20 protein-coding genes and 2 tRNA genes are annotated in these 20,927 nt (G+C 39.2%); 1 reads left to right on the forward strand and 21 read right to left on the reverse strand.

Annotation, left to right across the window (positions count from 1 at the left end; genetic code table 11):
• Positions 1-211: 211 nt before the first annotated feature.
• The 16 genes from LQZ76_RS08735 to LQZ76_RS08810 form a co-directional block, all read right to left on the reverse strand.
• Positions 212-1,288 (reverse strand): M24 family metallopeptidase, encoded by a 1,077-nt coding sequence (locus LQZ76_RS08735; protein ID WP_284706005.1) that lies wholly within the window; start codon positions 1,286-1,288, stop codon positions 212-214.
• Positions 1,289-1,294: 6 nt separating this feature from the next.
• Positions 1,295-1,651: a DUF956 family protein gene (locus LQZ76_RS08740; protein WP_230099343.1), complete on the reverse strand. Its 357-nt coding sequence runs from the start codon at positions 1,649-1,651 to the stop codon at positions 1,295-1,297.
• 89 nt (positions 1,652-1,740) lie between these two features.
• On the reverse strand, positions 1,741-2,679 hold the full coding sequence (locus tag LQZ76_RS08745) for a PTS system mannose/fructose/sorbose family transporter subunit IID (RefSeq protein ID WP_230099344.1): 939 nt from the start codon (positions 2,677-2,679) through the stop codon (positions 1,741-1,743).
• A gap of 14 nt (positions 2,680-2,693) precedes the next feature.
• Positions 2,694-3,497, reverse strand: a complete 804-nt coding sequence (locus LQZ76_RS08750) for a PTS mannose/fructose/sorbose transporter subunit IIC (RefSeq protein ID WP_230099361.1) — start codon at positions 3,495-3,497, stop codon at positions 2,694-2,696.
• 61 nt (positions 3,498-3,558) lie between these two features.
• Positions 3,559-4,542 carry a mannose/fructose/sorbose PTS transporter subunit IIB gene (locus LQZ76_RS08755; RefSeq protein ID WP_230099345.1) on the reverse strand — a complete coding sequence of 328 codons (984 nt, stop codon included), beginning with the start codon at positions 4,540-4,542 and terminating at the stop codon, positions 3,559-3,561.
• A gap of 126 nt (positions 4,543-4,668) precedes the next feature.
• Positions 4,669-5,697 (reverse strand): zinc-binding alcohol dehydrogenase family protein, encoded by a 1,029-nt coding sequence (locus LQZ76_RS08760; protein ID WP_230099346.1) that lies wholly within the window; start codon positions 5,695-5,697, stop codon positions 4,669-4,671.
• A gap of 215 nt (positions 5,698-5,912) precedes the next feature.
• A complete protein-coding gene (locus LQZ76_RS08765; RefSeq protein ID WP_230099347.1) occupies positions 5,913-6,125 on the reverse strand; it encodes a YqgQ family protein in 213 nt (70 codons plus the stop codon).
• An 18-nt stretch (positions 6,126-6,143) separates the two neighbouring features.
• Complete coding sequence (locus LQZ76_RS08770) at positions 6,144-6,812, reverse strand: rhomboid family intramembrane serine protease (protein WP_230099348.1); 669 nt, start codon at positions 6,810-6,812, stop codon at positions 6,144-6,146.
• Positions 6,796-7,362 (reverse strand): 5-formyltetrahydrofolate cyclo-ligase, encoded by a 567-nt coding sequence (locus tag LQZ76_RS08775; RefSeq protein ID WP_230099349.1) that lies wholly within the window; start codon positions 7,360-7,362, stop codon positions 6,796-6,798. Before LQZ76_RS08775 ends, LQZ76_RS08770 begins: the two co-directional genes overlap by 17 nt.
• A 268-nt stretch (positions 7,363-7,630) precedes the next feature.
• Positions 7,631-8,908: a dicarboxylate/amino acid:cation symporter gene (locus LQZ76_RS08780; protein WP_230099350.1), complete on the reverse strand. Its 1,278-nt coding sequence runs from the start codon at positions 8,906-8,908 to the stop codon at positions 7,631-7,633.
• 101 nt (positions 8,909-9,009) lie between these two features.
• Positions 9,010-10,356, reverse strand: a complete 1,347-nt coding sequence (locus LQZ76_RS08785) for an amino acid permease (protein WP_230099351.1) — start codon at positions 10,354-10,356, stop codon at positions 9,010-9,012.
• Between the two features lie 206 nt (positions 10,357-10,562).
• Positions 10,563-11,669 (reverse strand): molecular chaperone DnaJ, encoded by a 1,107-nt coding sequence (gene dnaJ, locus LQZ76_RS08790; protein ID WP_230099352.1) that lies wholly within the window; start codon positions 11,667-11,669, stop codon positions 10,563-10,565.
• A 93-nt stretch (positions 11,670-11,762) separates the two neighbouring features.
• Positions 11,763-13,589 carry a molecular chaperone DnaK gene (gene dnaK / locus LQZ76_RS08795; protein WP_230099353.1) on the reverse strand — a complete coding sequence of 609 codons (1,827 nt, stop codon included), beginning with the start codon at positions 13,587-13,589 and terminating at the stop codon, positions 11,763-11,765.
• Positions 13,590-13,639: 50 nt separating this feature from the next.
• Positions 13,640-14,224 carry a nucleotide exchange factor GrpE gene (grpE, locus tag LQZ76_RS08800; RefSeq protein ID WP_230099354.1) on the reverse strand — a complete coding sequence of 195 codons (585 nt, stop codon included), beginning with the start codon at positions 14,222-14,224 and terminating at the stop codon, positions 13,640-13,642.
• A gap of 10 nt (positions 14,225-14,234) precedes the next feature.
• On the reverse strand, positions 14,235-15,281 hold the full coding sequence (gene hrcA, locus LQZ76_RS08805; protein ID WP_230099355.1) for a heat-inducible transcriptional repressor HrcA: 1,047 nt from the start codon (positions 15,279-15,281) through the stop codon (positions 14,235-14,237).
• A 129-nt stretch (positions 15,282-15,410) separates the two neighbouring features.
• Positions 15,411-15,959: a GNAT family N-acetyltransferase gene (locus LQZ76_RS08810; protein WP_230099356.1), complete on the reverse strand. Its 549-nt coding sequence runs from the start codon at positions 15,957-15,959 to the stop codon at positions 15,411-15,413.
• 166 nt (positions 15,960-16,125) lie between these two features.
• Here LQZ76_RS08810 and LQZ76_RS08815 point away from each other — a divergent pair, with 166 nt between their 5' ends.
• The gene (locus tag LQZ76_RS08815) at positions 16,126-17,730 is read left to right on the forward strand and encodes a gluzincin family metallopeptidase (RefSeq protein ID WP_230099357.1); all 1,605 of its coding nucleotides are present in this window, start codon (positions 16,126-16,128) and stop codon (positions 17,728-17,730) included.
• A gap of 100 nt (positions 17,731-17,830) precedes the next feature.
• Here the strand turns inward: LQZ76_RS08815 and LQZ76_RS08820 are convergent, their stop codons facing one another.
• The 5 genes from LQZ76_RS08820 to LQZ76_RS08840 all read right to left on the reverse strand — a co-directional run bounded on the left by LQZ76_RS08820 (position 17,831) and on the right by LQZ76_RS08840 (position 20,907).
• Complete coding sequence (locus LQZ76_RS08820) at positions 17,831-18,541, reverse strand: DnaD domain-containing protein (RefSeq protein ID WP_230099358.1); 711 nt, start codon at positions 18,539-18,541, stop codon at positions 17,831-17,833.
• A gap of 89 nt (positions 18,542-18,630) precedes the next feature.
• Positions 18,631-19,926 carry an asparagine--tRNA ligase gene (asnS, locus tag LQZ76_RS08825; protein WP_230099359.1) on the reverse strand — a complete coding sequence of 432 codons (1,296 nt, stop codon included), beginning with the start codon at positions 19,924-19,926 and terminating at the stop codon, positions 18,631-18,633.
• Positions 19,927-20,049: 123 nt separating this feature from the next.
• Positions 20,050-20,562, reverse strand: a complete 513-nt coding sequence (locus tag LQZ76_RS08830; RefSeq protein ID WP_230099360.1) for a cell wall elongation regulator TseB-like domain-containing protein — start codon at positions 20,560-20,562, stop codon at positions 20,050-20,052.
• A 156-nt stretch (positions 20,563-20,718) separates the two neighbouring features.
• Positions 20,719-20,792 (reverse strand) — tRNA-Met (locus LQZ76_RS08835).
• Between the two features lie 25 nt (positions 20,793-20,817).
• Positions 20,818-20,907: transfer RNA gene (locus tag LQZ76_RS08840), tRNA-Ser, on the reverse strand.
• Positions 20,908-20,927 lie beyond the last annotated feature (20 nt).

The following is a 20,927-nucleotide window of genomic DNA, read 5'->3' on the forward strand; positions in this document are numbered from 1 at the left end:
ACAAACGAATTAAAGAAAAATTGGATGGCATGAGTCCGGTTGAATTCCAGAATCATGCCATCCAATTAATCGCTTAAAACATCACTCCAATTTATGGGGGTCAGTTCATGCATCTGTTAGCGCTGCTTTTTGTTGAACTTGTTTAAAAAAATCGTAAGCAAGGATGCTTACGATTTTTAGTTTACCATCGTTATGCTCATTAATTTCACGCTTAGATATGAATTAAATCCGTTGGTAGTGCGGCCGTCAAATTAACGTAGCCCGTTTCCGTTACCACGATGTCATCTTCAATCCGAACCCCGCCAAGATTAGGCACGTAAATACCTGGTTCAATCGTTAATAAATTATTAGTAACCATTTCATCTGGTAACGTCCGGCTAATGTTTGGGCCTTCATGAATCGCTAATCCGATACCGTGACCCATCCCATGATTAAATTCTTTACCATAGCCCGCCTGAGTAATATAATCACGGCCAATCCGATCAAGCTCACTACTTGGCACGCCATTAAAGACTGCTTCAATAACTAATTTTTGGGCGGTTTGGACAAGTGTATAGATCTTTTCTAATTCCGGTTCGACTGCCCCGACAGCAAAAGTCCGGGTAATATCAGACGTATAGCCATCAACAAAATAACCGAAATCAACCGTAACTAATTCGCCAGCTGCAATTGGTTTATCTGATGCTAAGCCGTGAGGTAAGGCCCCACGCCATCCACTCGCCACAATCGTATCAAAGGATGCTTTTTGTGCGCCACGTTTACGGGCTTCATAATCAAGTTCATTACTGATTTCTAGTTCCGTCATCCCGACTTTAATTTTAGGTAATACGGCATTAAAAGCAGCAATCGACACGTCACATGCTCTTTGTAAGGCTGCTAGTTCGGTTGCATCTTTAATTTCACGCATCGCTTCAACAATTCCAGGAACGGGTAAAAATTCCTCAGCCACAATTAATTCATCTAATAAATCAAAAATTTTAAAAGCTAAATCATCTTCAAAACCAACCCGTTGTAAATCTTGCTTTTCGATAATATCAGCCGCCGCTTGGTAATAGTTTCGCGTAATCACTAAAGTGGCATCGTCATCCATTAATTGGCCTAATTCTTCTTCGTAACGTGCATCCGTAATGACACTTAAGCCAGCTTGTGACACCACGACTAGGCCATCGCCATTACCACCAAGAAAACCACTTAAATAGCGCATGTTGTCGCCATTGGCAATGATAATACCGTCTAATTCGCTCATTTGGAGTAATTTTTTTAATTTTGTAACTCTTGATTGATACATATAATCTTACCTTTTGGTTATCCTTTTAAATATGCTTTCAAATGAACTAACATTTCGTGAAAAAATATTATGTGGCAAATGCTTGCCCATTGTTTGTAAGGCTACACGCCCTTTACTGACAACAAAGTTAAACGAGCCAGTTTTAGTATCTACAAAAAAGCCCCGAACATATCGCCGGCCAAAAAACAATTGCGCCCGCACTCCCACAATTTCTTTATAAGGAATTTGAATATAACCTTGTCCTTCACCACGAAATTCAAGGCCCCGATCACCAATGAACAAGACCCCTGGTTTCGGAATCATTGACGTATACATTGAATTAGCCTTAACTTCTAACTCAACTTGTCGATTTAACACTTCCATTTAGCCAGCCCCAATCTATTAATTTATTATCATTTTAGCATTTTTTTCGTATCCAAAGCATAAAAAAAACCGGTTGCCCGGTTTTTTTATTAGCCTAAGATACCAGCCCAGAATCCAAGAATACCAACGATGAATAAACCGAAGATGATCCAGATTGGGTTAACTTTACGTTTAAGTAACCAAAGGACGATGAATAAAAGAAGTAATGGTGCAAGTCCTGGAAGAAGTGAGTTCAAAGTGTCTTGTAAGGTTGTAATCTTGAAAGTGTCAACTGTTTTACCAGCAACAACTTGATCAATAACGTTACGCACTTGATCAACATGCAACTTACCATTGTTAGCAGCATCAGTTAATTTGTTCAAATCAACTACGTTTGCGGCTTGGTTTTTAACTTTTGAAACTTCGAGCACAAAGTTCATCGTAGTCCAACGTGGAACCAAAACCCCTAAAACGAACATCCCAAGAATTGAAGCCCCTTGAGTGATTTTTGGTAACATCCCCCCAGATAAATCTTGCGTGATGTTAACCCCTTGTTTGTAACCAAATGATTGAGTGTACCAGAGGAAACCCATCCGAATCGCATTCCAAACAACGAAGAAGATAATTGGTGCAAGGACATTTTGAGCTAAGGCAAGTGAAGCACAGAAAGCACCAAGGACTGGACGAATAGTTGCCCAGAACACTGGGTCACCGACCCCAGCAAGTGGTCCCATCATCCCAACTTTAACCCCATTAATGGTTTCATCAGTAATGTCGGCCCCGTTGGCGCGTTGTTCTTCTAAGGCAAGTTCAACCCCAAGGATTGGTGATGCCAAGTATGGGTGGGTATTAAAGAATTCCAAGTGACGCTTCAAAGCTTCAACACGTTCTTCTTTTGTTTTGTACAAGCGACGAATCGCTGGAATCATTGCGTATGCCCAACCAAGGTTTTGCATCCGTTCGTAGTTCCATGAACCTTGAAGGAAGAAACTACGCCACCAAACAGCGATTAAATCGCGTTTTGTTAATTTTTTTTCTTTATCAGCCATGATTGCATTCCTCCTTAGTAGTTATTCAAGATATCATCAATGGGGTCACCACCGTTTGATGAGCCACCATTTGATGAACCACCACCGCGACCATTGAATTCAGGTGAAAGTTGAAGGTAAAGTAAGGCAATCACAACCCCAATAATACCCATTGCAATCAAGTTCAATTGGGTAACAGCTGAAAGGGCAAAACCAAGGAAGAAGAATGGCCATAATTGTGGGGTCGCCATCATACTAATAACCATTCCGTAACCAACAACCACGATAAATCCACCGGCAACACCTAAACCACCAGTGATAACCTTAGGAATTGCTCCAAGGGCATCACGCACTGGACCAGCCCCAACAGCCATAACAATCATCGTTGGAATGGCAATCCGAAGACCTTGAATAATTAAGGCCGCCACGTGGACAAATTCAACCCCGCGTAAACTACCTTTTTCGGCATAACGGTCAGCCGTGTGAGCCAAGGCAACTGTAAGGGTCCGAACAAAGATCGTTAATACTTGTCCGGCAACGGCAAGTGGAATCGCAACCGCAATCCCTGTGTGGACGTCAACTTGCGCTGGTCCAGTAACCAAGTAAGCTGATACAACTGATGCTAAAGCCGCATCAGGGGCAACCGCGGCCCCAACGTTAAACCAACCTAAAGCAATCAATTGGAGTGTTCCACCAAGAACAACCCCTTCCATTAAATGTCCATTAGCCAAACCAATTAATGAAGCAGCAACAATTGGTTGGTGGAATTGGAATTCATCAAGAATCCCTTCAACCCCGGCTAAGAAGGCAAACAAGACAACAAAAAATGCTGACATAATAATTCCTCCAAATAAATTATAAAAACTAAGTAATTAAATAAGTTCCATCGAGTGAGCTAACTTAGGCCATGCCTTTTTTCTTAAGGACTGCAAACAAGTCTTCACTTGAATCAGAAGGCACTTTACGAATTTCGAACTTAACCCCTTTTTCAGCCATGCTCTTGTAAGTATCAACATCATTTTGATCAACCGCAATTGTGTTGGTAACCATTGTTTTACCATCACTAAATGACATTGAACCAATGTTTACTTCGTCAAAAACAACGCCGGCATCCACAACTCGTTTAACATCTTGTGGATTTTCAAATAAGAATAATGCTTTAACTGAACGGAAACGTGGATCATCGTATACTTCAATCAACTTATCAATTGGAATAACGTTAGCTTTGACCCCGGATGGTGCCGCTTGGGTAATCAAAGTTTTCCGTAATTCATCATGTGATACTCCATCTGATACCACAATAATCCGATTTGGCCCTACTGATTTAGTCCAGGCAGTTGCAACTTGACCATGTAATAATCGTGAATCAATCCGAACTAACCGGACATCAAATTCAATCTTACCAGTATGTTCAGCCGGCGCTGTGGCTGATACCTTTGGTGCATCATCAGCGGCAGGTGCCATGGCAGCAGGTGCTTGTGCTTCAGCGGTTTCTGGAACACTCTTCACACCATCACGGGCCACCCCGACAAGGTAGTGCGCAACTTCTTCAGCGGTTTGCATTGAGAAACGCGCACCATATGCTTCAATCAACATTGGCAAATTAAGTCCCGTAACAATTGCTGTCTTATCAGGATTTACCGCTTGAATGCGATTAGCTGCGTTGAAAGGTGAACCACCCCACAAGTCAACTAAGAATAATACTTCATCACCTTCATCAAATGTTTTAATCGCTTGATCTAAATGTGCCATTAAATCATCTGGCCCTTCATCAGGCATGAAAGTAACTACTTGAACCTTTTCTTGTTCTCCGAAAATCATTTGTCCGGACTGCTTGATACCTTCGGCAAATTTACCGTGGCTTGCAATAATAATTCCGACCATGTTAATTTCCTTCCTTTCCTTTGCTCACTTATTCATGAACATAAGTAAATAATAGTTAATTTCGGATAATTTGTAAAGCGCTTTCATTAAAAAATAATTATCTTTTTTTTACTTTTTTATATCAGTTTATTGCACTGGTTCTGTTAGGACTAATTTACCAATCATCTGGCCAGCTTCTAGCATTTGATGGGCTAATTTCAAATTTGCCAATGTAATTCCTGCTAATTCCTTTGTTAGGGTAGTTTGGATAACTTTAGTATCGAGTAATTCGGCAATTTGTTGTAAATATTCACCTTGTGATTCAATTTGATAATCATATTGTGTCTTGGCAAACATAAACTCCCAATTAAAGCTCACACTTTTATTTTTGAGGAGATTCATCGGTAATAATTCATCACTGGCTGCAATCGCTCCAATTTGACCAAAAGGGGCAATCAATTCAGCAACCTTCGTAAAATGCATCGCAGTTGCGTTCAAAATGACCGCATTATCAACCGTCTCAAACCCTAATGCTTGGACGGTACTTACATAATCACCGCGGTGATTAACAACATAATCCGCCCCCATTTTTTCAACAAAGGCTTGCGTTTCGGGGCGTGAAGCCGTGGCAATGACCGTCATCCCAATCCATTTTGCTAATTGAATTAAGACTGCCCCAACTCCCCCAGCCCCATTAATGACGAAGATTGTTTCACCATCATGGGCATCTGGTTGTGGTATTAAGTGTAATTTTTCAAATAGTAACTCATACGCGGTTAACGCGGTTAACGGCATCGCTGCAGCCTGGGCATCCGATAAAGTAGTCGGTGCTAAAGCCATAATTTCTTCACGTACAATTTGATAGGTGGCATTACTACCATCCCGGGTCGCATCACCAGCATAAAAAACGCGATCACCAGTTTTAAACTTAGTAACATCTTGACCAACGGCCACAACTTCACCGACAGCATCATAACCAAAAATTTTGGGCATCGTGGTTTTTACGAGGGTTTGGCGTAATTTAGTATCAACTGGATTAACTGATACCGCCTTAATTTTAACTAACACATCATGACCAACTGGTTCTGACATTGGTAGCTCAATATATTCTAAACTCCGCGAATCTTCAATCGGTAATCCCTCATAGGCACCAATTACTAAATTTTGTTTATTCACTGTATTCCCCTACCTTTCAATAAAAGCATTATGCTCGTGTTAATTATATTATAATTTTTTTATTAGTGCATTTCTAAGCATTCTTTGTAAAGATTTGTCACGTTATCAGCCTTACGACCAATTAATCTAGTATTAGCAAAAAAGACCTAGGACCATAAATTTAGTAGCCTAAGTCTTTTGCTGATCAATCGTAACCTGCTCAACGTCCTTGATCGTTAAATTTTAGCTTTTTGCCGTTGTTCTTCTAGTGTATGTTCATGGCGTAAAATCAATTTAAATTTAGCATAGCGCTTCTCATCAAGCACGCCGGCATGATACAAGTTATCAATTTCAAGTGCGGCTAATTCAATGTCACCAAGCCGACTTCCGACATAAATGTACACATCAAATTGTTTTAAAAATTGTAAAATATCATAATACGTATTCATTTACTTAACCTATTCCTTTTAGCCGTTGATTAACCACCAGCTAGTCGCAATCGTATAAATTATTAATCCTGCTAGACCCATTAACTGATAAGGCCGCTTATTAGGTCCAAAGACTACGGGGGTCCCAACCATTAATGCCGCTAAGAAGCCCGCAATTAAGCCCCCAATATGACCTAAAATATCAATCCCAGTTCCTGGCCAAAACGCAAAGGCCAAGTTTAAAATAATCAAGATGCCAAACTGGCGTCCTAATGCCTGAAAATACTCAGACTCACGATAGACCAGTCCTAACATTACAAAAGCCCCAAACATCCCAAAAATAGCTGTAGATGCTCCTGCCGAAACGGTCGTTGGTGCCAAAGCTGCACTTAGTAAATTACCACCAATTCCGGCAATAAAGTAAATCAACGTAAACCGCCACCAACCAAATAATTGTTCTAAAAAAATCCCACAAAAATAAAGGGTTAGCATATTTAAAAATAAATGTTCAAACCCAATGTGAATAAACATCGGGGTCACAAGCCGATACCATTGTCCGGCCAAAATATATGGTTGAAAGCTCGCACCAAACCTTAAAAGGTTGGCAATATTTGTCGTACCGCCGCTTAAAGTCATAATTCCAAAAACGATAACATTAATGGTAACTAGGACGTATGTAACATACGGTTTTTTAGTTGTTATTTGCATATATTTCTGCTCCAATAAGTATTTTATCAACCGCCTGATCAAACGGTTCAATCGGCCAATCTGGTTTTGTAACAACTAATTTACTAGTTGTTAAGGCGATGGTCGGCCCTTTAAATTGGACTAATAAGCGATCATAAAAGCCACCACCAAAGCCAACGCGCATACCTCCAGTGGTCGCAAATCGCAGTCCTGGCACAATCAACAAATCAAGATTATCAATGTTTAATGGCTTTGATCCAGTTGGCTCCCAGATACCAAAGGTACTTTTAACTAATTGATCAGTTCTTTGGTAGGGTAAGAACGCTAACTGGTGTGCCGGTAAACATTTAGGTAAATAGACTGCTTTACCTGCTTGCCACGCCGCTTCAATAATCATTTGCGTCGGTAACTCAGTTGGCATACTAAAAGTTATCCCAATTGTTTGTGCATCTTGCCATGCTGCTAACTGCTCAAGTTGCCGTAAATTATCCGCCATAATATGTTCTTTATTCGCCGGTGTTAATTGCTGCAAAATGGTCTGTGACTTTTGGCGTATCATCGTTTTATCCATCCTTACCTCCCAACATCAATAATTAAATATTATACCATTTTTATTTTGTTATCATTAAACGCATCCCTGCCAATTATGTAAATGTACAATAAAGTCTTTTTGTCATTAATCCTTATAAATATAACTTTAAGATCTATATTTAGAGTTACGCATTAATTGTAACACTTTAAGTTATTAATATTTAATAAGATTAATAAAAGGGACCTAATTATTGCTAGAACAACAAAAAAGTCGAACGTTAATGCCGTTCGACTTTTTGGATTACTATTTACTTTTTGTAACTTGCTACATATTCAACATATTTATCATGATCAAATTCTTTTTCAGATTTACCAATAATAAGCGTTGCTAAACCATTACCAGCCACGTTAACCGCTGTCCGACCCATGTCGACTAAGCGATCAATTCCGGCAATTAAAGCTAAACCAGATACTGGAACACCAATTGTTGAGACCGTTGCCAATAAGACCACAAATGATGCTCCTGGCACCCCAGCCATCCCTTTTGAAGATACCATTAAGACAACTAATAACGTAAGTTGTTGCCCAATTGACAGGTTAATGTGGTAGGCTTGGGCCATAAAGACCGCTGCTAAAGCTTGATAGATTGCTGAACCATCGAGGTTAAAAGTATATCCAGTTGGGATAACAAATGAAACAACCCCTTTTGAAACCCCTAATTTTTGTGTCTTTTCAATCAATTTAGGCAATGTAACTTCTGAACTAGCCGTTGAGAAAGCCAATACCAATTCATCTTTAAAGACCGTTAAAATATCAAAAATATTAATCTTGTACACCGCAGCGATGGCCCCAAGGATTACGATGATGAAAATCGCCATTGTTAAGTAGGCGACTCCAATAAAGAGCCCTAATGGTTTTAATGAAGCCAAACCAAGTTGGGCAACCGTAACTCCGATTAAACCTGCCACCCCGAATGGTGCAAAGTTCATAACCCAGCCTGTAACTTTAAACATCACTTCTGATACCGCTTGTAAGAAATCGATGACAATCTTACCGCGTTCGCCAATGGCAGAAATTCCAAGACCAAAAAATACTGAGAAGAAGATAACTGGTAACATATTACCTTCACTTAAAACGGCAAAAATATTAGTTGGCACAATTGACATAATAATTGAACCAAGGCCATTGTGACTAGCAACTTTTGCTGTTGCCACATATTTTGAAATATCAGCGGCTTCTAAGCCCTTTAGATTTACAAAATGACCAATATCAGTAATGTTGGCGACCAACAACCCTAAAATCAAAGCGACTGTAGAAACAATTTCAAAATACAAAATCGTCTTACCACCAACACGACCCAATTTGTGAAGATCACCAATGTTAGCAATCCCAACCGTTAAACTAGTCACAACAATTGGTAACACAATCATTGAAATCATGTTAATGAAAAATGTTCCTACGCCTTGAGCGAAGGTCGTAAAGCCTTGATTCTTATAAAAAATAACTCCAAGAATTATCCCGACAACTAGGCCAATTAAAATGCGCCAGCCTAACGAGACCCGCATTACCTTCTTATTCATCTTCATCTAATCCGCTCCTCTATTTACACATTAAAAAATTAAAAAATCATTAGTTTCTATTGTAGAATGAATGTAAGGTACTTGTAAATGATTTTTACGAACATTTTTTAAATATTACGCTTTTTCTCTCTAATTCTCCATAAAATTAGGACAATAAACCAAATTATTGTTCCTAAAGCGGCATACATGGTCGTAGTTTGCATAAACAAGACAACAAAGATAAACGCTAAAAATGCTAAGATTAAATAATCTGTAAATGGTGCCCCGGGCATTTTGAAGGCGTCAGAAGCCAATGGTTTGGTTACGGTTTTTTTGTATCGTAAGTGGGCAATAATCATTAAGGCATAAATCACAATAAACGTAGTCGTAGCAACACTCGTAATAAAGCCAAAGACTTTACCTTGGAGCACCCCATTTAAAACCACCGCTAAACTGATAATCGCTACTGATAAGTTAACGGCACGACTTGGTACTTGAGCACGTGATAATTTATGGAAATAGTTATTTTCACTAGTTAATGCATAAATCATGCGGCTTGTCGTAAAGATGGAACTGTTAAGCGCTGAAGCTGAAGCAGTTAAGACCACAAAGTTAATAATGCCGGCCGCGGCTGGAATTCCAACCGCTGCAAACACCTTAACAAATGGTGATTCAGCACCTGAGAAGTTAACCCATGGGTAAATACTCATAACTACAAGTAATGAACCCACGTAAAATAACATGATTCGTGTTGGAATGTCATTAATTGCTTTGGGAATGATTTTCTTAGGATTCTTAGTTTCAGATGCGGTTACTCCGACAATTTCAACCCCGACAAAGGCAAAGAAAACCATTTGAAAGGCTAAAATGGCATTTTTAGGGCCCGTTGGGAACCAACCACCATGATTAACTAAATTACTTAATGATGCATGGCCCATTGGCGTTTTAAAGTGCACCGCAATTAAGACGATTCCTAAGACAATCAAGCCAATAATAGCGACAATTTTAATCATCGCAAACCAAAATTCAGTTTCACCAAACGCTTTAACGGTAATTGAATTCAAACCCCAAATAATTAATAGAAATACTAAATCAGGAATCCACTGCGGGATACTTGGGAACCAATATTGAATATAAATTCCAGTCGCTGTTAAGTCACCCATGGCAATTGTGATCCAACTAACCCAATAGGTCCAACCAGCAATGTAACTTGCATCCACCCCTACATATTTTTCAATAAAGTTAATAAAACTGTGTTGACTTGTATCGGAAAGTAATAATTCACCTAAAGCCCGCATAATTAAAAATGCAAACACTCCCGTCAACATGTAAATCCAAATAATTCCAGGCCCAGCAAGTTTAATTGATGAACCTGCTCCCATAAATAAGCCCGTTCCAATTGTCCCACCAAGGGCAATTAGTTGAATATGACGGCCTTTAAGGTCACGCGCCATTTCTACTTCTTGTTTATCCATAATTGATATCCTACTCTCTAATTTATCGATAATATTAGTGTAGCGTTTATCTCAACATGAATCAAACGACTGTTATTCAATCGATACATGAATTTAATTCATCTAAAACCAACTGACAGGCTTATTTAATTTTTAACCGCAAAAAAGCCTTTGAAAATATAAATTTTCAAAGGCTTTAGCTCGGCTCTAATTTATTAGACCTTTATTTACTTAAAGAATCCCGTTTTGGGTGCTTTATCACCACTAGCAATCGCAAAGGCTTTCAAGGCTTCTTTTTGGCCCTTGTTCAAGTTAGTTGGCACCTTAACTGTCACCGTCACATGTTGATCACCATTACCGTGGCCTCGGAACACAGGTGCCCCCTTACCACGTAAGCGGAAATTGGTGCCTGGTTGGGTTCCAGCTGGAATTTTCATCTTAACATCCCCATGAACGGTTTTAATTAAGACTTCATCACCTAAAGCTAACTGTGAGAACGTTAAACCTTGCGTACTGTAAATGTCGGCCCCTTGACGTTCAAAGTCTGGTGAACTTGCAATATTAAAGCTTACATACAAGTCTCCGTAAGGACCACCGTTAACCCCGGCATTACCTTGACCTGAGAACCGCATTTGGACATGATCTTCGACCCCGGCTGGAATTGGTAAATCAACGGCGTGCATTTCACGCGTGTGACCAGTACCATGACAAGTTTCACACTTTTCTTTGATTTCTTTACCAGTTCCGTGACAGACATCACAGGTTGCTTGGGTTTGAATACGCCCAAACATAGTATCTTGGACAACATTAATTACCCCAGAACCACCACATTTGTGACAAGTTACTGGTGAAGTCCCCGCCTTAGCACCTGAGCCATGACAAGTTTCACATTCTTCATCCCGTTGATACTTAAGATTAACAGTTTTACCAAAAATGGCTTCTTCAAACGTTAAGTTAACAACTTGTTCAATGTCATCACCAACTTGTGGGGCATTTGGATCGCGACGGCGGCTACCACCGCCCCCAAACATTTGTCCAAAAATATCCTCAAAGCCACCAAAGCCGCCTTGACCACCGAAACCACCTTGGCCGCCACCAAAACCACCAAAGCCTTGGGGACCATCAGCTGAACCGTATTGATCAAAGTTCGCCCGCTTTTGTTCGTCACCAACTGTTTCGTAAGCTTCTTGAACTTCTTTATATTTATCTTCAGCACCAGCTTCATGATTAATATCTGGGTGATACTTCTTTGACAACTTACGGTATGCTTTTTTAATTTCGTCTTGTGAGGCGCCCTTATCAACACCTAATGTTTCATATGGATTATTGCCCATCGTTTCATCCCTTCCTACTACATCGCATGCCTAAATACGTGATAGACAAAGCGGGCTTGGGAAAGCTCCCAAACCCACCAGGTCAATTCATAATTACTTCTTAGGATCTACTTCTTCAAAGTCACCATCAACCGTGTTGTTGTCAGCGGCTTTACCGTCAGCTTCACCAGCTTGGCCTTGAGCGGCTTCACCTTGTTGGTATAACTTAACAGCTAATTCTTGAGCGGCTTCACTTAAAGCATCTTTCTTAGCCTTCATGTCATCAAGGTTATCATCTGCTTGCGCCTTCTTCAATTCTTCAAGCGCAGTCTTAGTTGCGGCAGTATCCGTTTCTGGTAACTTGTCGCCAACTTCTTTTAATGTCTTTTCAGTTTGGAAGATTAATTGATCAACTTCGTTACGTAAATCAACTTCTTCCTTACGTTTTGCATCGGCTTCTTCGTTAGCCTTGGCATCGTTCATCATGCGTTCGATTTCTTCATCAGTTAAACCTGAGTTTGACTTGATTGTAATCTTTTGTTCCTTGTTAGTACCAAGGTCCTTAGCAGATACGTTAACAATCCCGTTCTTATCAATGTCGAAAGTAACTTCGATTTGAGGGATTCCGCGTGGAGCGGCTGGGATGTCAGTTAATTGGAAACGACCCAAAGTCTTGTTATCAGCGGCCATTGAACGTTCACCTTGCAACACGTGGATATCCACAGCTGGTTGGTTATCAGCGGCTGTTGAGAATGTTTGTGACTTAGAAACTGGAATCGTTGTGTTACGGTCGATTAACTTAGTGAATACTCCACCCATTGTTTCGATACCAAGTGAAAGTGGTGTCACATCAAGAAGAACCACATCAGTAACATCCCCAGTGATAACTCCACCTTGCACGGCTGCACCAAGGGCAACAGCTTCATCAGGGTTAATTGAGTGTGATGGTTCCTTACCAGTTAACTTACGAACTGATTCTTGCACAGCTGGAATCCGTGTTGAACCACCATTTAAGATAACTTGGTCAATATCAGCCATTGTAAGACCAGCGTCCTTCAAGGCGTTACGAACAGGTTCTTCAGCACGTTCAATCAAATCAACTGTCAATTGGTTAAACTTCGCTTGTGAAAGTGAAGTTTGAATGTGCAATGGACCTTCGTTGCTTGATGCAATAAATGGTAAGTCGATTTGCGCTTCAGTTGAAGAAGAAAGTGTCTTCTTAGTTGCTTCAGCGGCATCCTTCAAACGTTGCATTGCCAAAGTATCTGATGATAAATCAATTCCGTGTTCGGCCTTGAAATCAGCAACTAACCAGTCAATGATCTTGTTATCAAAGTCATCCCCACCAAGGTGTGTATCACCATTAGTAGAAAGAACGTCAAAGACACCATCCCCTAATTCAAGGATTGAAACGTCAAAAGTACCACCACCAAGGTCATATACTAAGATTTTTTCATCGCGATCATCACTATCCATACCGTAAGCTAACGCAGCGGCAGTTGGTTCGTTAATAATCCGTTCAACTTGTAAACCAGCAATCTTACCAGCATCCTTAGTTGCTTGACGTTGAGCATCGTTAAAGTAAGCAGGAACAGTAATAACGGCTTGTGTAACTTCTTCACCTAAGTAATCTTCAGCGTATTTCTTGATGTATTGTAAGACCATTGCTGAAACTTGTTCAGGGGTGTATGAAGTACCTTCAACATCAACCTTGTAACCAGCTTCACCCATGTGACGCTTAATTGAAGCAATTGTATTAGGGTTAGTCACCATTTGACGTTTAGCAGTATCCCCAACAACGGTTTCACCATTTTTGAAAGCTACTACTGATGGAGTTGTGCGGTTACCATCTGGGTTAGTGATAATTTTTGCTTTACCACCTTCTAAGACTGCAACAGCTGAGTTAGTTGTACCTAAATCAATACCAATAATCTTTGACATTATATCCTTACCTCGTTTAATAAAATTTATTTAATAAAATTTCAAATTTTTTATTGTGCTACACTAACCATCGCTGGTCGGAGAACACGGTCTTTTAACATATAACCTTTTTGAAGCACATTAACAATCGTATCTGCTGGATGTTGCTCATCAGCTGGGACCGATTGAATTGCTTGGTGACAAGTTGGATCAAAATTTTCCCCAACTTCGCCGACTGCTTTAATATCGTTACTTTCAAGTGCTTGATTAACAGTTTTTAAAACCATTTCAACACCGGTCTTTAACTTTTCAGCGGCTTCACCTTCTGCTGGCACTGCTAAGGCCCGTTCTAAATTATCCACCGCCGGAATAACCGCTTTGGCTAATTTCGTGCCCTCGTATTTAAGCATGGTTTCTTGTTCCTTCTTAAAACGAGTGTGCATGTTCGCAATTTCAGCTTGGCTACGTAGGAATTTATCTTCCATTGCAGCCAATTGAGCTTCTAAATCTGCAATTTGATTTGTTTCTGGTGTGTTTTGGTCAACTGTTGCGTCTGCTTCAGCACCTGGTGTGGCATTACCCTCAACATTTTCACTTGCAGTCGCTTGCGTAGTATCGTTAACTTGTTCGTCTACGCGATTTTTTTCCTCGGCCATCTAGCACCTCCTACTCATCATAAAATTGATAATAATTAATTAGTTTGTTTGTTAGCTCTTGTTTAAATGCTCCAAGTAAACCAATCGTCCGTGAATACGACATCCTGGTCGGACCAAGAATCGCAATCATTCCGCGCCCATGATTACCAACATCATAAGTGGCTGTTAGTAATGAATAGTTTTTTAACAAATCATTGGCAATTTCATCCCCAATTTTAACTGAGACTTCAGTATTATCTTGGTTTGGTAGCATCATATCATGCATATCAGTTTTATTACTTAACAACTGGTATAAGTCCTTAATGGTCGTGGGGTTGTCAATACTACTAAAATCAAGTAGATTTAACCGCCCTCCGACAAAGAACTGATCAGATGTTGCCCGATCTAATGCTTGGCCAAACGTTTGTAAAAAACCATCCGGGGTTTCTAAGTACTGCGTAATTTGCGTCGGAATGTCCGTTAGTAACCGTTGGAGCACCACCCGTAATGGTTGGCCGACTAATTGATCGTTAACTATCCGCACAATCGCTTCTAGCTGCTCACCACTAACATCTTTGCCGATTGCAAATTGTTGGCTCTCAACTTCACCACTATCAGTCACCAAAATGGCAAGCACTTGATGATTCCCAAGTGGGACGAGCCGAAAACCCGATAAGCGGACATCGCTAATTTCAGGTTTAATAGCAAGTGCAGTATATGAAGTCAATTCTGACAACATATTCGTTGAATTGGCAATAATCTCATCAACCTTGGCATACGAGCCATCAAGTGATTGGCGAATCATTGATAAATCATTTTTACCAACGAGAATATCCCGGTGTTTTAAATGATCAACATAATACCGATAACCAGCTAATGATGGAATTCGGCCAGAACTTGTATGTTCTTTTTGAATTAAACCAATTTCTTCTAAAGTTGCCATTTCATTGCGAATCGTTGCGGAACTAACACTTATACTTAGCATTTCAACGAGTTTCTTAGAACCAACCGCATGTCCGGTTTCAGTGTAAGCAAGTACAATCGCTTGGAGAATTAATTTCTGGCGATCCGTTAACATACCCTTCACCTCACTTTAGCACTCATAACCTTCAAGTGCTAACAATTAATATAATACTCTTTAGTCAAAGAATGTCAAACATTTACACAAAAAAATTTATAAAAATTGACCTAAAGTACGTGAAAGTCTTTAATTCAAGGTTTTTACCATATGTTTATATTTATGATCACCAATCATAATTTGCTTTTCGGTCACAAAAGCTTGTTTTAAATATAGCTTTTCAGCTCGCGGATTTTCATTATCAACGTTTAAGCTAATTTTTGTAAAACCCTCGGCATGTGCAAGCGTAGTGGTTGCCATCATTAAAGCTTGGCCAATCCCATGGCCGCGATAGTTTTCATCCACGGATAACATTTCTAAATACCATTCATTGGGCCATGCTTCTTGATTGGGATGTAAATCAATTCCATTAGTACCGGCTAAAATGTCCGTTCGCGTTTGCATTTCAACGTCAGCCGCATATGAATAACTCATTCCGGCAACGATTCCATCAATTTCAGCAACAATCACATTGGTATAAGCGAGTAACTTTTGTAAATTATACCCTTTACTCAGGACCGCCAACTTTTCGGTTACGTCCATTGTTTGTAGTTCAGTTAACGCCATTTGATCAATAATTGTGAGGATTAAGCGACTAATACTAGCTTGATCCGTCAGCCGTGCTGGCCGAATTTCCATAATTTTTACCCCTTTTTGCTGTTTTGATATAGTCAGTTTACCATAGCTTTCCCACCATTATTAAGCTAGTTAAATCGTAAAATCATTTTTTTCTTTTAGTTAATCAGTTATTTCCCATCGTTAGTTATGGTATGATTAAAAGAATATTAGAATTTAGGAGAATATTATGGCCCAAAAATTACAAGCGCTACAGTATGTTCGACCAGATTTTGATGCCCTTCGTTTAGAATACATTGATGCCGTTCAAAAGTTTAAAAAAGCTGAATCGGTTAACATTGCCCAAATGACTGTGCAAAATCTAGATAATCTCAACGACTCCCTAATATCAACCTACGAAATTTTGCAAACTTTGGCAACACAAAATCCTGCTGATGAAGTATATATTAATGAATTAGCAGTTTGGCGGTTACAATTACCACTTTTAAAAGATTTAGCTTACCGCTTTGCCAATAGTTTAGTTAAATCAAAATTTCGTAATCAATTAGAAATCGCCTTACCATTAGCGAAATTCAAATTGGCCGAAAATCAACTTAAAACATATTCTAGTGATATCGATGACTTGCTCTTAGCCGAACAAGCAATCCTTAATGAATATCAAGGTATCGTCGCCACAGCCACGATTAATATGGGGGGACATATTTTATCATTGCCGGCGGCCTTACAAAAGTTGACTACTTTCTCAGCTAGTGAACAAACAGTAATTGGGGATACTGTTGCAGCCTTCCTAGTTAACCACCAAACTAAATTAATAAACCTCTTTGAACAACTTATCCAAAATCGTAACCAACAAGCGTTTGCCCTTGGTTATGCTTCATATAGTGAGTTTAGTATGGCGGCCCACAATCACTTTGATTACTCACTAACGGAAGTTTTATCATTGTGTGACACCATCTTAACGACTATGCCCATTAAACTCACACCAACTAATTGGCCCCAACAATCAGCTACACCAACTGCTGAAACAATCACTAGTAGCTTAAAAACGTTACTTGCGGCCCTTGATCCCGCAACCCAACGTTTTTATGACTATCTAATTGAACATGAAAGTTTAACGTTTACAAATAACATCCATTGCAAAGTACCAAGTTTAGCAACATTTGTGATTAGTAAACAGTTACCGGAAATTACAATTAATCTTGATTGCTTACCAACCCAAACTGATGTCTTACTTAATCAACTTGGGCGGGCTTTCCAAGCTTTTTCAATTCGCGGCCTTAAATCTGGTAACTTGATTTTTTCTTTCCATGATACTCAAGCGGCCTTAGCTAAAGGATTTGAATTTATTTGTTGGCCATGGTTACATCACTTAGTCGGCAATGATGCCCCTAGCTATCGGAAGGATATGATCACGCAGAACATAGCGGCTTTAACTTATCATGCAAACCAAATTAAGTTTGCGGCTAATTTCTATCAATCACAGACGCCTTCAATTAATGAACTTAATACGCTTTGGCCTAACCAACTGAAGCAAACGCCTAATTTACCAACTTGGTTATTAGATACGACCTTAATTTGTCAACCAGATGCCGCCTTAGATAATCTTTTGAGCATTATCATTGGGATGCAATTCTGGCAACCAAATGCTGAACAAGGTGATTCAGAAGTTATGAATAAGTATCTCCAATTTGCCAAAAATAGTTCACAAGACAGTTTATTGAACCTCTTAAAACTATGTGAAATTGAATCACCGTTTGCATCAGCGACGTTACCATCGCTTTTAAACACGATTAATGACTATGCTCAACACATGGTCGCTGCTGACATTCAGTAATCTTAACCAAATCCCACGACTGAACTCAATCACCACCGGTATTGGTTAGTAAAAAGCTCCTGAAGATGATTTCTTCAGGAGCTTTTTTGTATATTTATGATTAATTATTATCTAGATTCATAATATCAATATAGGGAATGTTGCGAATACGCATATTTTCAGGAGCTTTTTCGGTACTCATTTTTTGTTGACGGGCATTCCGATTTTGGGCAACATCATTTTCAGTTTGAATATTTTTTTGACGCCAACTCACCAAAATTTGTTCAATATAGCGGAAATTATAAACGTTATTTAAGACGGCCTCTTTTAAGGCCATTAAAATTGTTTCTGGGATATAGTTCTCATCATCCAACCATTTACTTACCGTTTGTAGTTCAAACGTTGATAACGGCCGTCTAAACTCACTTTCGATGGTTGCAAATACTTCCTGGCGTGTTGCTTGCTTTGATTGTTGGGGAGTAATGATGGCTGGCGTTGCTTTTACTTCGCCTAATAACTTAGTATACAAACCATCAAAATTGAGTTGTTCAATCTTTTGCCCAAATTCATTACTGCTCATTTTAATTTCCGCAAAACCGGCATTTACCATGCTTTGAAGGATATTTGCAACCGTATTTTTAGTCATCCGCAAGTATTTAGCAATTAGGGTTAAATCAGGTAAGTCTTGCCCACGTTCAAGAGCTTTTTTTAATTGGATAAATACGAGTAATTGATCATTATTCATCCCGATATCTTGATAGTGTTCTAAGAGATAGCTACTTAAGGTTACACTACCGGCTTTAATAAATGCCTCCATAGCGTCTGGTTTCATTTGTGCCCCTCCATTCATTTTACTCATTATAATAATAAAACATGGTAGATTCAAAAAAGAATCTACCATGTTATTTGCAATGCTTTTAATTATGGACGAATCCGTGTAATTGTCCGAGGGAATGGAATTGCTTCACGAATGTGTTCAGTTCCAGTAATCCAAGTAACGGCACGTTCAAGCCCTAAACCAAAACCACTGTGTGGCACTGAACCATACTTACGTAAATCTAAGTACCAACCGTATTCATCAAGACTCAAACCTTGTTCTTCAATACGTGCTTTTAAGTATTCGTAATCAGTATCACGTTCTGAACCACCAATGATTTCACCGTAACCTTCTGGTGCAAGCAAGTCAGCTGAAATAACAACATCGTCACGAAGTGGGTGGCGTTTCATGTAGAAGGCTTTAATTGCTTTCGGGAAGTTAACGATAAAGACTGGTTTTTCAAAGTGGTTAGCCAAGAATGTTTCTTCAGGTGAACCAAAGTCGACACCCCATTCAACATCGAAGCCGTTTTCTTTTAATAACTCAACGGCATCATCATATGAAAGACGTGGGAATGGTAATTGTGTGTATTTACGAAGTGTTTCAATATCACGATCAAGTAATTTCAATTCGTAAGCACAGTGATCAATCACGTTTTGGACTAAGAACGCAATGTAACGTTCTTGTAGTTCAAGACTATCTTCTTGGTGCATCCACGCCATTTCAGGTTCAATCATCCAAAATTCAGTTAAGTGACGACGCGTCTTTGATTTTTCAGCACGGAAAGTAGGACCAAAAGTAAAGACCTTACCATAGGCCATCGCCCCTGCTTCAGCGTATAACTGTCCTGTTTGTGACAAGAACGCTGGTTGACCAAAGTAATCAGTTTCAAATAATTCAGTGGTTCCTTCGGGTGCTGAACCAGTTAAAATTGGGGCATCCAATTTAGTAAAGCCTTCGTTATTAAAGAATTCGTAAGTTGCCCGAATAATTTCGTTACGAACTTTCATGATAGCAAATGGCTTTTGGTGACGAAGGTACAAATGACGGTTATCCATCAAAAAATCAGTACCGTGTTCTTTAGGTGTGATTGGGTATTCATCAGATTCACCAATCACTTCAATATTTGAAATTTCAATTTCATAACCGAAGTGTGATCGTTGATCTTCATGAATTGTTCCCGTAATTTTAATTGAAGTTTCTTGCTTTAATTCTTTAGCTAATTCAAAAATTTCTTCCGCAACGTTGGCTTTAATGACCACCCCTTGGAAGTAAGCTGAACCATCACGTAATTGTAAGAACGCGATTTTACCACTAGAACGCTTATTTGTTAACCAAGCGCCAATCACGACTTCTTCATCAACATGTTTTCCTGCATCAATAATGTTAATACTTTCCATTTTTTTCATCCTTTAAATTGATATTCTTGGTTATTTTGGGGTCATTACACTATCTGCTATGTAATGACCACCAGATTGACATAACCCGTCCAATCGATACTTTTTAACATTTAAAATGTACCTCTACAAGTTTTGAATTAATTTCAATTGTTTTCCATTTGTAAACTGAATTGTTGCATAACTAAGATTATGCTTTTGATCTAAATACGATACATCCCAAGCCGGTGCCCCTTCATAGATCGTCAGTGCAACGGAATAGACTTTCCGTGGATTATATCGTTGCTGCACTAAACTGCGTACTTGATACTCTGATAAACCGTTGGCCATTTTTAAGACAACTGGTTTAAATTTTTTGTTATTAGCTTGCATGATAACGGCAATATTTTGTTGTTTACTATTCTTACCTATAACCGAATAATAAACCTTAGCACGTTTTGAAACCAGAAACGTATTCGTTTGCGTAATACCATTTACTTTTGCAATCGCGGTGTATGTGTTTTGGGCACTTTTAGCAGGACTCAAAGCAATTTGAAACACCACTACGATACCAATAATCACTAAAATCAAGGTACTAATAATTACCATGCTTGGTTTTATTTTAAATTTACGACGGTAAATATTTTGGCGTAATTGCATTTTAATTCCCCTTTTCAGTTATACCTAACTAGGTAAATATTATATCAAAAAAACACGGCTCTTAACTATCATTTTTATTTTTTTCAAAAATAAATCGTTAAATGGCTATAAATTTATACAAAAAAAGACTAAGCAAGCGCCTAGTCTTTTTAACGATTGCGGGAGCTGGATTTGAACCAACGACCTTCGGGTTATGGGCCCGACGAGCTACCGAACTGCTCCATCCCGCGATAATATTATTAAAGTGTATCAATAAGGAGGATGAGAGATTCGAACTCTCGCGCCGGTTTCCCGACCTGATGGTTTTCAAGACCATTCCCTTCAGCCAGACTTGGGTAATCCTCCAAAAATATTCAACTATTACA

The sequence above is a fragment of the Periweissella ghanensis genome (assembly GCF_918814755.1).
In the GTDB taxonomy this organism is placed as follows: Bacteria; Bacillota; Bacilli; order Lactobacillales; family Lactobacillaceae; genus Periweissella; species Periweissella ghanensis.

Bases quoted from the DNA above. Each gene is read 5' to 3' on its own strand.
- LQZ76_RS08735 (WP_284706005.1), bottom strand. From the start codon at position 1,288: ATGTATCAATCAAGAGTTACAAAATTAAAAAAATTACTCCAAATGAGC.
- LQZ76_RS08740 (WP_230099343.1), bottom strand. From the start codon at position 1,651: ATGGAAGTGTTAAATCGACAAGTTGAGTTAGAAGTTAAGGCTAATTCA.
- LQZ76_RS08745 (WP_230099344.1), bottom strand. From the start codon at position 2,679: ATGGCTGATAAAGAAAAAAAATTAACAAAACGCGATTTAATCGCTGTT.
- LQZ76_RS08755 (WP_230099345.1), bottom strand. From the start codon at position 4,542: ATGGTCGGAATTATTATTGCAAGCCACGGTAAATTTGCCGAAGGTATC.
- LQZ76_RS08765 (WP_230099347.1), bottom strand. From the start codon at position 6,125: ATGAATACGTATTATGATATTTTACAATTTTTAAAACAATTTGATGTG.
- LQZ76_RS08770 (WP_230099348.1), bottom strand. From the start codon at position 6,812: ATGCAAATAACAACTAAAAAACCGTATGTTACATACGTCCTAGTTACC.
- LQZ76_RS08775 (WP_230099349.1), bottom strand. From the start codon at position 7,362: ATGGATAAAACGATGATACGCCAAAAGTCACAGACCATTTTGCAGCAA.
- LQZ76_RS08780 (WP_230099350.1), bottom strand. From the start codon at position 8,908: ATGAAGATGAATAAGAAGGTAATGCGGGTCTCGTTAGGCTGGCGCATT.
- LQZ76_RS08785 (WP_230099351.1), bottom strand. From the start codon at position 10,356: ATGGATAAACAAGAAGTAGAAATGGCGCGTGACCTTAAAGGCCGTCAT.
- dnaJ (WP_230099352.1), bottom strand. From the start codon at position 11,669: ATGGGCAATAATCCATATGAAACATTAGGTGTTGATAAGGGCGCCTCA.
- dnaK (WP_230099353.1), bottom strand. From the start codon at position 13,589: ATGTCAAAGATTATTGGTATTGATTTAGGTACAACTAACTCAGCTGTT.
- grpE (WP_230099354.1), bottom strand. From the start codon at position 14,224: ATGGCCGAGGAAAAAAATCGCGTAGACGAACAAGTTAACGATACTACG.
- hrcA (WP_230099355.1), bottom strand. From the start codon at position 15,281: ATGTTAACGGATCGCCAGAAATTAATTCTCCAAGCGATTGTACTTGCT.
- LQZ76_RS08810 (WP_230099356.1), bottom strand. From the start codon at position 15,959: ATGGAAATTCGGCCAGCACGGCTGACGGATCAAGCTAGTATTAGTCGC.
- LQZ76_RS08815 (WP_230099357.1), top strand. From the start codon at position 16,126: ATGGCCCAAAAATTACAAGCGCTACAGTATGTTCGACCAGATTTTGAT.
- LQZ76_RS08820 (WP_230099358.1), bottom strand. From the start codon at position 18,541: ATGAAACCAGACGCTATGGAGGCATTTATTAAAGCCGGTAGTGTAACC.
- asnS (WP_230099359.1), bottom strand. From the start codon at position 19,926: ATGGAAAGTATTAACATTATTGATGCAGGAAAACATGTTGATGAAGAA.
- LQZ76_RS08830 (WP_230099360.1), bottom strand. From the start codon at position 20,562: ATGCAATTACGCCAAAATATTTACCGTCGTAAATTTAAAATAAAACCA.